The following is an 11,994-nucleotide window of genomic DNA, read 5'->3' as shown; positions in this document are numbered from 1 at the left end:
GCCTTGGGCCTCCCTTTTTTATTGGCTGCGTCCTAGACTGTCGGCTTCTTCATTCGACAAGCTGGACACCATGGTTCGCCTACTTTTCTGGATCGCCCTGATCGCCGCCGCGTTCTGGCTGTGGCGCAAGTTCAAGATCAGCCAGCAATCCCACCCTGAGCCCAAACTCGACGACCCGCTGAAGATGGTGCGCTGCGCCCATTGTGGCGTGCACCTGCCTAATGACCGGGCGTTGCAGCTGGGCAAGGAGTGGTATTGCAGCCAGGCGCACCTTGAGCAGGGGCCTGGGCAATCGCGCTGAGGCGGGATTCGCTGAATGGGGGCGCTGCGCGCCCCAATCGCGACGCGAGGCCGCTCCTACAGAACAGCGTCATCGCCTGTAGGAGCGGCCTTGTGTCGCGAAAGGCCCGCAAAGCGGGCCCGGCACTCTCAGCCCAAGCGCCCTGCCGGCGCATACGGCGCCGGGTCGATGATCGGCTCAGCCCCGGTCAGCAAATCGACGAACAGCTGGCAAGACGCGGGCGCCAGCACCAGCCCATTGCGGTAATGCCCGCAATTGAGCCACAACCCATCATGCCCAGGCACCGGCCCGATATACGGAATACCTTCCGGCGACCCCGGCCGCAGCCCTGCCCAATGCCCCACCACCGTGGCCTCTGCCAGTTCCGGCAGCAACTCGACCGCCGAAGCCTTGAGGCTTTCCAGCGCCTGCTCGGTCGGGGTCTTGTCGTATCCAGCATGCTCCAGCGTACTGCCCACCAGAATATGCCCGTCACGGCGCGGAATGGCGTAGCGCCCCTTGGCCAGCACCATGCTCGGCAAAAAGTCCTCGGCACACTTGAACAGGATCATCTGGCCCTTCACCGGCTCTACCGGCAGTTCCAGGCCCAGCCTGCGCAGCAGGTCGCCGCTCCACGCGCCTGCGCTCAGTACCACTTCATCGGCATTGATCACGCCATCCGCCGTCTGCACACCGGTAACGCGCTCACCCTCATGCCGGAAGCCTGTCACCTGGCAGTGCTCACGCAAGCTCACGTTCGGTAGCGCCAGCAATGCCGCCTTGAGCGACTTCACCAAGCGTGGATTGCGCACGTTGGCCACACCCGCCATGTAAATGGCGCGCTTGAAGCCAGGGCCCAGCACCGGTACGGCGTCATAGGCCGCCGAGATATCCACAGCACTGAGCGGGCGTCGCTCGCGCTCGGCCCAGGCCAATGCCTCGGCTTCATCATCCAGGTCCAACCAATACAACCCAGTAGTATGGACTTGCGGATCAATGCCCGTGGTAGCGAACAGGTGCTCGCCCAGTTGTGGATAAAAATCCTGGGACCAATGCGCCAAAGCGGTTACCGCCGGGCTGTAGCGCCATGGGTACAGCGGCGAGACGATACCGCCGCCGGCCCAGGACGACTCGCGGCCGACCTCCCCCTGATCGCAGACCACGACCTGCCCGACGCTCGCCGCCAGGTTGAATGCCGTCAGCAGGCCGATAACCCCGCCGCCGACTACCACTACTTGCTTGCTCATCTGTCGATCCAAACACCTGAAGTAAAACCGCGATGCGCCGGGCATCATTCATTCTTCAGCTTCCCCAGCATCGCTCGCGGCCTTCCAGGCTGCCCGGGTTGCTCTGCACGCCGCTTTGGTCGAGCTGAAAATCACCACAGCGGTCATCGGCCATCAGGCCATTCGGCAGCCGCCTTGCGCTCAGCGTAAAGGTATCGCTGCTGCGCTGGGCCTGCAGGCTGTAATGACGGTTGGCAGTGGGCAAGGCCAGCTCGCCTTCGGCGTATTGGCCCGTGCGCACGCGGTGGCGCTCCAGGCGCAAGGCAGCGTCATGCAGCAGGCCAACCACTTCGCTGCGTGCGGCTCGCCGAAGCTGGTCGCTGTAACTGGGGTAGGCAATGGCTGCCAGAATGCCGGTCACGGCCACGACAATCAACAATTCGATCAGGGTCAGGCCTTGCTGCATGTCAAGGTTCCCCCAATCGTTGTCGCCAGAGGATGCGCCGCACCTCATCACCTGACAGGGCATACACCGCTTCAAGTACATGGCGCGACTCGACCTGTCGGCTGACGGCAGTCACCCTGAACAAGGTGGCCTGTTGGCCCTCGGGCAAGTGGGCGACGCGGTCGCTTGTGCCAAGGTTTTGCACCTGAAAATAGCCGCTTTCGATGCGCTGCCAGCTGCCTTGCAAGTCGTGCGGGCGTTGTGGCGGCTGGCAGGGCTTGCACAGCGGGGGCGTAACCAGCATTAGCTGGTCAACAGCCAGCAGCAGTGTCTGTTCGGCTTCCTCAAGTGCCTTGAGCCCATCACGCCAGTAGCCGGCCATGCGTGTTTCAACCAGCGCATCTCGCAGCGCCGAGGCCGCGATCAGGCCAAGCAGCAAGCTCAGCACCAGCGCCAACAGCATCACCACACCGCGTTGGCGCTTCACAGTTCGGGCACCGGGTTACGCAGCGCCACACTCAGCGCATGCTGCTGTTCGATGCGCAGGGTGGGCTCGTACAGGGTCAGGTGCACATCTACCCGCCCGCCCTGCGGTGTTTCGACGAACGCCACGCGCATATGGCGCACATGGTCGACCAGCGGTTGCGGAGTGCCTCGTCGCCGGAACTTCAACGTACCGTCCTCCAGCGCATACACGTGCCGGCTGATAGGGAACGCCAACAGCTGACCGTTGCTTTCAGCTCGCCCCTTGTACACGTGGGCCTCGTCGGTGCAGTTGGTCAGCAGCGTCCAACCTGGAGCACCACTATGCCCTGGCAGCTCGGCGACCACCAAGCTCAAGCTAGTGGGGCTCACATGCAGCGGTCGGGCGAATGCCTGAAGTGCTTCCGGGTCGTTGAAATCGCCGGGCTGCAAGCGCAGGCAACCGAACATGCCGGCCATGCGAATATCCTGGGCCATGCGCTGCAACGCCAGCCGGGCATCATCCTGCAGGCGTGAGGCCACACCTTGCAGCCGCCAGGTTTGATGGGCAGACACGAACAGCTGGCTAGCCGCCGCCAGCAGCCCCAAACCGATGGCGAGCGCCAGTACCCCTTCAAGCAGGCTAAAGCCACCTTGTGCGCGCTTCACCGCTGTACCTTCCGCGCGTCAGCTGCCCTGCTCCGCTCTAGCTGCGTGTGGTTCAACAAGGCGGCCTGCGCGTCGTGCCGTGCGCTGTCGGTTGCCTGCAGTGCGCGCACCTGCAGCGCAGCAGCGGCAAACAGGCCCACTGCCACGACCACCATGGCCAGCAGTACCTCGAGAAGCGTCATGCCCCCTTCCATCGTTCGCATCCCTGCGCCCCCTGCGACTTTTCCTGCAGCTGTTTAATCACTGGGCGACTGGATCAATTGCCCTGCGACGTTGAAGCTGAAGCGAAGCACGTCCAGGGAGAAATGCACGGTGCGGCAACAGGGTGCAACACTGATACAAATGATGTTGGCGCTGGCCATGGCGGCCGTTCTGACACAGCTGGGGATGCCGGCCTACACCGGGCTTTCTGATGACTTACATAGCGCAGCCGCAGCGCGGGACCTGGCGCAGGCACTGCGCAGCGCGCGCAGCCACGCCTTGCTGCAAGGCCAGACAGTGCGGGTGCAGCCGATGGAAGGCGATTGGGGTAAGGGTTGGCGTGTGGTGCTTGAACACAATCAGCAGGTGCTGCGTGAACACCGCTTGTCGCGGCCGCTGAGAATTGCCCACAACACCCCGGGGCAGGTGAGGTTCAGTGCAGTAGGTGTTCCGCTGGGGCGTAGCAATTCAACACTGGAGATCTGCGAACGCGCCTCCCCCACCGGCCAGCATCACGTCGTGCTGTCGACCAGCGGCAGAATCAGCGTGCGCACAGGTGAGCCCGAGCGGGGCTCTCTGTGCGCACGCTCTTGATCAGATCAGCGAACGAACCCGCAGCTCTTTGGGCATCGAGAACGTGATGTTCTCTTCACGCCCATCGAGCTCTTCGGCGCCAGAAGCGCCCCACGCCTTGAGCTGCTCGATCACACCACGCACCAGCACCTCTGGGGCAGAAGCACCCGCCGTGATGCCGATGCGGGCGGCGTCGCCAAACCAGCTGCGCTGCAGGTCCTCGGCACCATCGATCAGGTAGGCCGGGGTGCCCATGCGCTCGGCCAGCTCACGCAGGCGGTTGGAGTTGGAGCTGTTCGGGCTGCCGACCACCAGGACCACGTCACATTCGTCGGCCAGTTGCTTGACTGCATCCTGGCGGTTCTGGGTGGCGTAGCAGATGTCATCCTTGCGCGGGCCACCGATGTTCGGGAAGCGCGCACGCAGGGCATCGATGACACGGCTGGTGTCATCCATCGACAGCGTGGTCTGGGTCACGAAGGCCAGGTGGTCCGGGTCGCGCACCTGCAGCTTGGCAACATCCTCCTCGTCTTCGACGAGGTAGATGGCGCCGCCGTTGCTGGCGTCGTACTGCCCCATGGTGCCTTCCACTTCCGGGTGCCCGGCGTGGCCGATGAGAATGCACTCACGGCCGTCGCGGCTGTACTTGGCCACCTCGATGTGCACCTTGGTGACCAGGGGGCAAGTGGCATCGAACACCTTCAGGCCACGCCCGGCCGCTTCCTGGCGCACGGCCTGGGAAACGCCATGGGCGCTGAAGATGACGATGACGTCGTCAGGCACCTGCTCCAGCTCTTCGACGAAGATGGCACCGCGGTTGCGCAGGTCTTCGACCACGAACTTGTTGTGCACCACTTCGTGGCGTACGTAAATCGGCGGGCCGAAGACTTCCAGGGCACGGTTGACGATCTCGATCGCCCGGTCGACCCCCGCGCAAAAGCCGCGAGGGTTGGCGAGTTTGATTTGCATGCTCGGCTCCAGGCTTACAAGGCTTTCACATCGAGGATCTCCACCTCGAAGCTCAGGGTCTTGCCAGCCAGTGGGTGATTGAAGTCGATGGTCACCTGCGCGTCATCGAAGGCTTTGACCACGCCCGGCAGCTCGGCGTTGGCGGCGTCGTTGAAGATCACCAGCAGGCCTTCGGACAACTCCATGTCGGTGAACTGCGAGCGCGGCATCACTTGCACATTCTGCGGGTTCGGTTGGCCGAAGGCGTTCTCCGGGGCCACGGTGACGGTGCGCTTGTCGCCGGCCTTGAAGCCGAACAGCGCGGCTTCGAAACCAGGCAGCAGGTTGCCGTCACCGACCTTGAACATGGCGGGCGACTTGTCGAACGTGCTGTCGACCGTGTCGCCGTTTTCAAGGTGCAGGGCGAAGTGCAAGGTGACTTCGGTGTTCTGGCCAATACGGGTGTCAGTCATGGACAGGCTCCTCGGACTTCTTGCTCTTGAACATATCCAGCGCCAGCATCACCGCACCAACGGTGATGGCACTGTCGGCCAGGTTGAAGGCCGGGAAATAATGGCGGTTCTGCCAGTGCACCAGGATGAAGTCGACCACGTGGCCAAGCACGATGCGGTCATACAGGTTACCCAGCGCACCACCCAGCACCAATGCCAAGGCGACGGCCAGCCAGGTCTCGCTGCGCCCCAGGCGCTTGAGCCAGACCACCAGCACCGCACTGACCACCAGGGCGATCAGGGCGAACAGCCAACGCTGCCAGCCGGAGCTGTCGGCGAGGAAGCTGAACGCCGCCCCGGTGTTGTAGGCCAAGGTCCAGCTGAAGTAGTCAGGAATGACCACGATCTGCTGGTACAGGCTCAACTTGCCTTCGAAATAGACCTTGGTGACCTGGTCAAGGACCAGGACCACCAGGCTCAGCCAGAGCCAGGCAAGGCGCCCGAAGCGCCCCGCAACAGGGTTAGGCATAGTGGCGCACCTCGCCCGAACCGCTCAGGTTGTCGACGCAACGGCTGCAGATTTCCGGGTGCTCCGGGTGGCTGCCAACGTCGGCGCGGAAGTGCCAGCAGCGGCCGCACTTGGCGTGGCCAGACTTGACCACTTTCAGCTTGAGGCCTTCGACTTCGGTCGCCACGGCATCCGCCGGTGCCTGCACGAACGGCACCACGCTGGCAGCCGAGGTGATCAGCACGAAGCGCAGCTCGTCGCCCAGCTTGCTCAGGTCGGCGCTCAGGCCTTCTTCGGCGTACAGGGTAACTTCGGCTTGCAGGTTGCCACCAATGACCTTGGCGGTACGCTGGTTTTCCAGCTCCTTGTTGACCGATGCCTTGACCGCCATGACGCGGTCCCAGTAGGCACGGTCCAGCTCGGTGCCTTCCGGCAGCTCGCTCAGGCCCTGGTACCAGCCGTTAAGCATCACCGACTCGTTGCGCTCGCCCGGCAGGTACTGCCAGATTTCGTCGGCGGTGAAGGCCAGGATCGGCGCGATCCAGCGCACCAGCGCTTCGCTGATGTGGTACAGCGCAGACTGGCACGAACGGCGCGCGACACTGTTGGCGCCGGTGGTGTACTGGCGGTCCTTGATGATGTCGAGGTAGAAGCCACCCAGCTCCTGCACGCAGAAGTTGTGGATCTTCGAGTAGACGTTCCAGAAGCGGTACTCGCTGTAGTGCTCTTCCAGCTCGCGCTGCAGCAGCAGCGTGCGGTCCACTGCCCAACGGTCCAGGGCCAGCATGTCCTCTGGGGCCAGCAGGTCGCGGGACGGATCGAAGCCCGACAGGTTGGACAGCAGGAAGCGCGCGGTGTTGCGGATACGGCGGTAGGCGTCGGCGCTACGCTGCAGGATCTGCTCGGAAACCGCCATCTCACCGGAGTAGTCGGTGGCCGAAACCCACAGGCGCAGGATGTCGGCACCCAGGGTGTTGTTGACCTTTTCCGGCTCGATGGTGTTGCCCAGCGACTTGGACATCTTGCGGCCGTTCTCGTCCACGGTGAAGCCGTGGGTCAGCAACTCGCGGTACGGCGCGTGGTTGTCGATGGCGCAACCGGTCAGCAAGGACGAGTGGAACCAGCCGCGGTGCTGGTCGGAGCCTTCCAGGTACAGGTCGGCGACCGGGCCGGTAGCGTGGCCGATGTCGTGCGAGCCACGCAGCACGTGCCAGTGGGTGGTGCCGGAGTCGAACCACACGTCCAGGGTGTCGGTGATCTTGTCGTACTGGCCGGCTTCGTCACCGAGCAGTTCGGCGGCGTCCAGCTTGAACCAGGCCTCGATGCCTTCTTGCTCGACGCGCTTGGCCACGGCTTCCATCAGCTCGACGGTACGCGGGTGCAGCTCGCCGGTCTGCTTGTGCAGGAAGAACGGGATCGGCACACCCCAGTTGCGCTGACGCGAGATGCACCAGTCCGGGCGGTTGGCGATCATCGAGTGCAAGCGCGCCTGGCCCCAGGCCGGGACGAACTTGGTTTCTTCGATGGCCTTGAGGGCGCGCTCACGCAGCGGCTCGCCGGTGGTTGGCTGCTTGTCCATGCCGACGAACCACTGCGCGGTGGCGCGGTAGATCAGCGGGGTTTTGTGGCGCCAGCAGTGCATGTAGCTGTGGCTGATGGTTTCGGAGTGCATCAGCGCGCCGACTTCGCCCAGCTTCTCGACGATGGCCGGGTTGGCCTTCCAGATGAACTGGCCGCCAAAGAACTCCAGCGACTCGACATACACGCCGTTGCTTTGCACCGGCGTGAGGATGTCGTCGTTGACCATGCCGTAGCGCTTGCAGGTGACGAAGTCGTCTTCACCGTAGGCAGGTGCGGAGTGGACCACACCAGTACCGGCGCCCAGCTCGACGTAGTCAGCCAGGTAGAGTGGCGACAGGCGATCGTAGAACGGGTGGCGGAAGTTGATCAGCTCCAGGGCCGAGCCTTGGGCGGTCGCAACCACCGAGCCTTCCAGGTTGTAACGCTTGAGGCACGACTCGACCAGCTCTTCAGCCAGCACCAGCAGGCGCTCGCCAGTGTCGACCAGGGCGTACTTGAACTCCGGGTGAATGTTCAGCGCCTGGTTGGCAGGGATGGTCCACGGGGTGGTGGTCCAGATCACGATGGCGGCAGGCTTGGCCAGCGAGGCCAGGCCAAAGGCGGCGGCCAGCTTGTCGGCGTCGGCGACCGGGAAGGCCACGTCGATGGTCTGCGACTTCTTGTCGGCGTATTCGACTTCCGCTTCGGCCAGTGCCGAACCGCAATCGAAGCACCAGTTCACAGGCTTGAGGCCCTTGAACACGAAACCTTGCTTGACCATCTCGGCCAGGGCACGGATTTCACCGGCCTCGTTGGCGAAGTTCATGGTCTTGTAAGGGTTGTCCCAGTCGCCCAGTACACCCAGGCGGATGAACTCGGTCTTCTGCCCTTCGATCTGCTCGGCGGCGTACTCGCGGCACAGCTCGCGGGTGCGGTCGGCGGACAGGTGCTTACCGTGGGTGACTTCGACCTTGTGTTCGATCGGCAGGCCATGGCAGTCCCAGCCCGGCACGTAGGGCGCGTCAAAGCCCGCCAGGGTCTTGGAACGGACGATCATGTCCTTGAGGATCTTGTTCAGCGCATGACCGATGTGGATCTTGCCGTTGGCATAGGGCGGGCCGTCGTGCAGGACGAACTTCGGACGATCCTTGCCAATTTCGCGCAGCTTCTGGTACAGGCCAATGCTGTCCCAGCGCTGCAGAATCTGCGGTTCGCGCTGAGGCAGGCCGGCCTTCATCGGGAAGGCGGTGTCCGGAAGGTTTAGCGTGGCTTTGTAGTCGGTCATTTCAGGCTCTTCGTTAGCGGTTGAGCGTGCCAATGTGCACGTGCGGCGGCGATGTCCGCGTCGATCGCCGACTTCAGCGCCTCAAGGGAGGCGAATCGCTGCTCTTCACGCAGCTTGTGGTGGAACTCCACCGTCAGACGCCGGCCATACAGGTCGCCGGCATAATCCAGAAGATGAATCTCCAGGTGCGGGCGCCCATCACCGGCAACGGTGGGGCGCACGCCGATATTGCCGACACCCGGCCAGGCCTTGCCGTCGATTTCGATGCTGGCCAGGTAAACCCCGGACAGCGGCACGCGGCGGCGCTTGAGCTGGATGTTGGCGGTGGGCGTGCCAAGTTGGCGCGCGAGTTTTTGGCCGTGCAAGACCCGGCCAGTGATGCGGTACGGGCGGCCCAGCAGGTGCTCGGCCAGTTCGAAGTCGCCTTCGGACAACGCCTTGCGCACTTCGGTGCTGCTGACCCGCAAACCATCCTGGATAACCGTGTTGGCAGCTTCGACGGTGAACCCGTACTTGTCGCCGGCCTCGACCAGGAAGGCAAAATCGCCTGCGCGGTCGCAGCCAAAGCGGAAGTCGTCGCCCACTTCGAGGTGCCGCACGCCCAGGCCGTCGACCAGGATGGCCTTGACGAACTCATCGGCGCTGAGCTTGCTCAGGCGCTGGTTGAATGCCAGGCACAGCACGCGGTCGATGCCTTCGGCGGCCAGCAGCTCGACCTTGTCGCGCAGCCGAGCCAGACGCGCCGGGGCAGTATCGGGGGCAAAGTATTCGCGCGGCTGTGGCTCGAAGATCACCACGCAGGTCGGCAGGCCAAGTGCTTGGCCGCGCTCGCGCAGACGCGCCAGGATTGCCTGGTGGCCGCGGTGAACCCCGTCGAAGTTGCCAATGGTGGCGACACAGCCCCGGTGCTCGGGGCGCAGGTTGTGAAGACCTCGAACCAGCTGCATAACGCGCTTCTTGCTCATAAAGTGGCCGATTATAACCACACCCGGGCGCCGGTGACAGGCAGCAGCGCCCAGGGGTGGCGTGGAATGCGAAAAACCGACGCCTGACGTGCGCTAGGCCTCAGTGCAGGGCCTTGCGGGCAAAATGCCGTGGCCGGAAGCCGCACAGGTACAGGCAGCCGAAATACGTCACGACACCCGCCAGGATCAGCGCCCCGAGACGCACGAAGCGCTCGAGCATGCCGCCCTGCTCCCAGGCCGGCATGACGTGCATGCCCGCCAGCAAAACCGCCGACATCAATGTAACTGCCAATATCAGCTTGAACAGGAAGCGTACCCAGCCCGCTTGCGGCTCGAACAGCCCTTGGCTGCGCAGCTTCCAGAACAGCAGGCCGGCATTGAGGCAGGCACCCAGGCTGATCGCCAGGGCCAGGCCAGCATGCGCAAGCGGGCCGACCAGGACCAGGTTCAACAGCTGAGTGCAGACCAGCGTGAACACCGCGATCTTCACGGGTGTCCGGATATTCTGCTGCGCATAGAAGCCTGGTGCCAGTACCTTGACCAGAATGATCGCCAACAGGCCCACAGAATAGGCCATCAACGCACGCTGGGTCATGGCCGCATCGAACGCGCTGAACTTGCCGTACTGGAACAGCGCCACAGTCAGCGGCTCGGCGAGAATGGCCATGGCCAGTGTGCAAGGCAACACCAGCAGGAAGCACAGGCGCAGGCCCCAGTCGAGGATGCGCGAGTATTCTTCGCGGTCCTTTTTGGCGTAGGTCTTGGCCAACGTCGGCAGCAGGATGGTGCCCAGGGCCACGCCAAGCACGCCGGACGGCAGCTCCATCAGGCGATCGGCGTAATACATCCACGACACCGAGCCGGCTACCAGGAACGAGGCGAAGATGGTGTTGATGATCAGCGATATCTGGCTGACCGAAACGCCGAGGATTGCCGGCAGCATCTGCTTGAGCACGCGCCATACACCGGTGTCGCGCAGGTTCAGGCGTGGCAGTACGAGCATGCCGATCTTCTTCAGTGCGGGCAGCTGGTACAGCAGTTGCGCCAGGCCGCCTGCCAGTACACCCCAGGCCAACGCCATGATTGGCGGGTCGAAATACGGCGTGAGCACCACGGCGAAGAAGATCATCGCCACGTTCAGCAGGGTCGGGGTAAACGCCGGGACCGAGAATCGGTTCCAGGTATTGAGGATCGCCCCCGCCAGCGACGACAGCGAAATCAGCAATATATAAGGAAAGGTCACCCGCAACAGGTCGGTGGTAAGCGCGTACTTTTCGGCGCTGTCGACGAACCCAGGCGCTGTCGCCCACACCACCCAGGGTGCTGCGAGGATGCCAACGGCCGTGACCAGGGCCAGGACCAGGGTCAGCAGGCCGCTGACATACGCAATAAAGGTACGGGTCGCCTCCTCGCCCTGCTGGGTCTTGTATTCGGCCAGAATCGGCACGAACGCTTGCGAAAACGCCCCCTCGGCAAAAATCCGCCGCAGCAGGTTGGGCAGCTTGAACGCGATGAAAAAGGCATCAGTGGCGATGCCGGCACCAAATACACGCGCCAGGATGGTGTCGCGCACAAAGCCCAACACCCTGGAAATCATGGTGATTGAGCTGACAGCGGCCAGGGATTTGAGCAGATTCATCGAAAAGATTCACGTCAGAGACAGAGGACGCTGCAGACAGCGTTCGAATGTGCGATACTCCCGCGCCTTCGCAGGGGAGCCAAAAATTCCCGAGTTTACAGGTCGCGCAGCAGAAAGGAATCTTTCCCTCTTGTTGGCGCACCGCTCGGCGGAACCTTGCAGGTGGCCTTGACATCCGTTCGACTGATCGGCATGATTCGCGGCCTATTTTGTTTGCTATTTACCTAAAGTCTTTCGAGGAGCTCGACGGTGGCCAACACACCTTCCGCCAAGAAACGTGCAAAACAGGCTGAGAAGCGTCGCAGCCACAACGCCAGCCTGCGTTCCATGGTCCGCACCTACATCAAGAATGTAGTTAAAGCCATCGACGCAAAAGACGCTGAAAAAGCGCAAGCCGCTTACGTTCTGGCTGTGCCTGTAATCGACCGTATGGCCGATAAAGGCATCATCCACAAGAACAAAGCTGCTCGCCACAAAGGCCGTCTGAATGGCCACATCAAGGCGCTGAAAGAAGCTGCAGCTGCCTAAGCGACATGCTTGTCAAAAAACCGACCCTAGGGTCGGTTTTTTGTTGCCTGCGATTTTTAATTGCATGGGCTTTGTGTAGGAGCAGCCTTGTGCTGCGAAGAGGCCGGTGTGAGCACCTGACATCATTAGGCACTGTCGAACTCCACTTCGGTACGCCCACTGCCCAGGCGCAGGTCAGGCCCCCATAGCAGCAGGTCATCGTCCTGCGCAGGGCGCGATACCGCAAGCTCGGTGCGGTCGATGGCAATGCGCC

Annotated in this window: 14 protein-coding genes and 1 pseudogene; 3 read left to right on the top strand and 12 right to left on the bottom strand. The window is 63.0% G+C overall.

The features are described from left to right. Positions 1 to 70 precede the first annotated feature (70 nt). A complete protein-coding gene (locus tag OO306_RS13195) occupies positions 71 to 301 on the top strand; it encodes a PP0621 family protein (protein ID WP_099428274.1) in 231 nt (76 codons plus the stop codon). 128 nt (positions 302 to 429) lie between these two features. On the opposite strand, the gene thiO is transcribed toward OO306_RS13195, so the two are convergent. The 5 genes from thiO to OO306_RS13170 are packed head-to-tail and all read right to left on the bottom strand — an operon-like array spanning position 430 to position 3,285. After that, a complete protein-coding gene (thiO, locus tag OO306_RS13190) occupies positions 430 to 1,527 on the bottom strand; it encodes a glycine oxidase ThiO (RefSeq protein WP_265968942.1) in 1,098 nt (365 codons plus the stop codon). A 55-nt stretch (positions 1,528 to 1,582) separates the two neighbouring features. Next, a complete protein-coding gene (locus OO306_RS13185; RefSeq protein WP_027594569.1) occupies positions 1,583 to 1,972 on the bottom strand; it encodes a type IV pilin protein in 390 nt (129 codons plus the stop codon). Between the two features lies 1 nt (position 1,973). Beyond that, complete coding sequence (locus OO306_RS13180; protein WP_265968941.1) at positions 1,974 to 2,438, bottom strand: hypothetical protein; 465 nt, start codon at positions 2,436 to 2,438, stop codon at positions 1,974 to 1,976. Then, a complete protein-coding gene (locus tag OO306_RS13175; protein ID WP_265968940.1) occupies positions 2,435 to 3,082 on the bottom strand; it encodes a PilW family protein in 648 nt (215 codons plus the stop codon). The genes OO306_RS13180 and OO306_RS13175 overlap by 4 nt, the downstream gene beginning before the upstream one ends. Further along, on the bottom strand, positions 3,079 to 3,285 hold the full coding sequence (locus tag OO306_RS13170; protein ID WP_265968939.1) for a prepilin-type N-terminal cleavage/methylation domain-containing protein: 207 nt from the start codon (positions 3,283 to 3,285) through the stop codon (positions 3,079 to 3,081). Before OO306_RS13170 ends, OO306_RS13175 begins: the two co-directional genes overlap by 4 nt. Positions 3,286 to 3,394: 109 nt before the next feature. Between OO306_RS13170 and OO306_RS13165 the strand changes: the two genes are divergently transcribed. Next, a complete protein-coding gene (locus OO306_RS13165) occupies positions 3,395 to 3,877 on the top strand; it encodes a GspH/FimT family pseudopilin (RefSeq protein WP_186683239.1) in 483 nt (160 codons plus the stop codon). Here OO306_RS13165 and ispH read toward each other — a convergent pair whose 3' ends face one another. From ispH to murJ, 6 genes are all read right to left on the bottom strand, one after another. Next, positions 3,878 to 4,825 carry a 4-hydroxy-3-methylbut-2-enyl diphosphate reductase gene (gene ispH / locus OO306_RS13160; RefSeq protein WP_027594574.1) on the bottom strand — a complete coding sequence of 316 codons (948 nt, stop codon included), beginning with the start codon at positions 4,823 to 4,825 and terminating at the stop codon, positions 3,878 to 3,880. A gap of 14 nt (positions 4,826 to 4,839) precedes the next feature. Next, the gene (fkpB, locus tag OO306_RS13155) at positions 4,840 to 5,277 is read right to left on the bottom strand and encodes an FKBP-type peptidyl-prolyl cis-trans isomerase (protein ID WP_085274283.1); all 438 of its coding nucleotides are present in this window, start codon (positions 5,275 to 5,277) and stop codon (positions 4,840 to 4,842) included. Then, a complete protein-coding gene (gene lspA, locus OO306_RS13150) occupies positions 5,270 to 5,785 on the bottom strand; it encodes a signal peptidase II (RefSeq protein WP_027594576.1) in 516 nt (171 codons plus the stop codon). Before lspA ends, fkpB begins: the two co-directional genes overlap by 8 nt. Continuing rightward, positions 5,778 to 8,609 (bottom strand): isoleucine--tRNA ligase, encoded by a 2,832-nt coding sequence (ileS, locus tag OO306_RS13145; RefSeq protein WP_027594577.1) that lies wholly within the window; start codon positions 8,607 to 8,609, stop codon positions 5,778 to 5,780. Before ileS ends, lspA begins: the two co-directional genes overlap by 8 nt. Beyond that, positions 8,606 to 9,556, bottom strand: coding sequence for a bifunctional riboflavin kinase/FAD synthetase (ribF, locus tag OO306_RS13140; protein ID WP_027594578.1), 951 nt, complete (start codon positions 9,554 to 9,556; stop codon positions 8,606 to 8,608). Before ribF ends, ileS begins: the two co-directional genes overlap by 4 nt. Before the next feature lie 118 nt (positions 9,557 to 9,674). Beyond that, on the bottom strand, positions 9,675 to 11,213 hold the full coding sequence (murJ, locus tag OO306_RS13135; RefSeq protein WP_265968938.1) for a murein biosynthesis integral membrane protein MurJ: 1,539 nt from the start codon (positions 11,211 to 11,213) through the stop codon (positions 9,675 to 9,677). Between the two features lie 249 nt (positions 11,214 to 11,462). Here murJ and rpsT point away from each other — a divergent pair, with 249 nt between their 5' ends. Further along, a complete protein-coding gene (rpsT, locus tag OO306_RS13130; protein WP_003247625.1) occupies positions 11,463 to 11,741 on the top strand; it encodes a 30S ribosomal protein S20 in 279 nt (92 codons plus the stop codon). Positions 11,742 to 11,869: 128 nt separating this feature from the next. Here the strand turns inward: rpsT and OO306_RS13125 are convergent. Continuing rightward, positions 11,870 to 11,994 (bottom strand): annotated as a pseudogene (locus tag OO306_RS13125) (AraC family transcriptional regulator); the annotation flags it as partial.

It is taken from the genome of Pseudomonas sp. DCB_AW (assembly GCF_026240895.1).
GTDB classification, from domain to species: Bacteria; Pseudomonadota; Gammaproteobacteria; order Pseudomonadales; family Pseudomonadaceae; genus Aquipseudomonas; species Aquipseudomonas kermanshahensis.
The sequence above is the reverse complement of the archived record's forward strand: the minus strand, read 5'-3'. Positions and strand labels throughout refer to the sequence as shown.

Bases quoted from the DNA above. Each gene is read 5' to 3' on its own strand.
- murJ (WP_265968938.1), bottom strand. From the start codon at position 11,213: ATGAATCTGCTCAAATCCCTGGCCGCTGTCAGCTCAATCACCATGATT.
- OO306_RS13170 (WP_265968939.1), bottom strand. From the start codon at position 3,285: ATGCGAACGATGGAAGGGGGCATGACGCTTCTCGAGGTACTGCTGGCC.
- OO306_RS13185 (WP_027594569.1), bottom strand. From the start codon at position 1,972: ATGCAGCAAGGCCTGACCCTGATCGAATTGTTGATTGTCGTGGCCGTG.
- OO306_RS13195 (WP_099428274.1), top strand. From the start codon at position 71: ATGGTTCGCCTACTTTTCTGGATCGCCCTGATCGCCGCCGCGTTCTGG.
- fkpB (WP_085274283.1), bottom strand. From the start codon at position 5,277: ATGACTGACACCCGTATTGGCCAGAACACCGAAGTCACCTTGCACTTC.
- ileS (WP_027594577.1), bottom strand. From the start codon at position 8,609: ATGACCGACTACAAAGCCACGCTAAACCTTCCGGACACCGCCTTCCCG.
- thiO (WP_265968942.1), bottom strand. From the start codon at position 1,527: ATGAGCAAGCAAGTAGTGGTAGTCGGCGGCGGGGTTATCGGCCTGCTG.
- lspA (WP_027594576.1), bottom strand. From the start codon at position 5,785: ATGCCTAACCCTGTTGCGGGGCGCTTCGGGCGCCTTGCCTGGCTCTGG.
- ispH (WP_027594574.1), bottom strand. From the start codon at position 4,825: ATGCAAATCAAACTCGCCAACCCTCGCGGCTTTTGCGCGGGGGTCGAC.
- ribF (WP_027594578.1), bottom strand. From the start codon at position 9,556: ATGCAGCTGGTTCGAGGTCTTCACAACCTGCGCCCCGAGCACCGGGGC.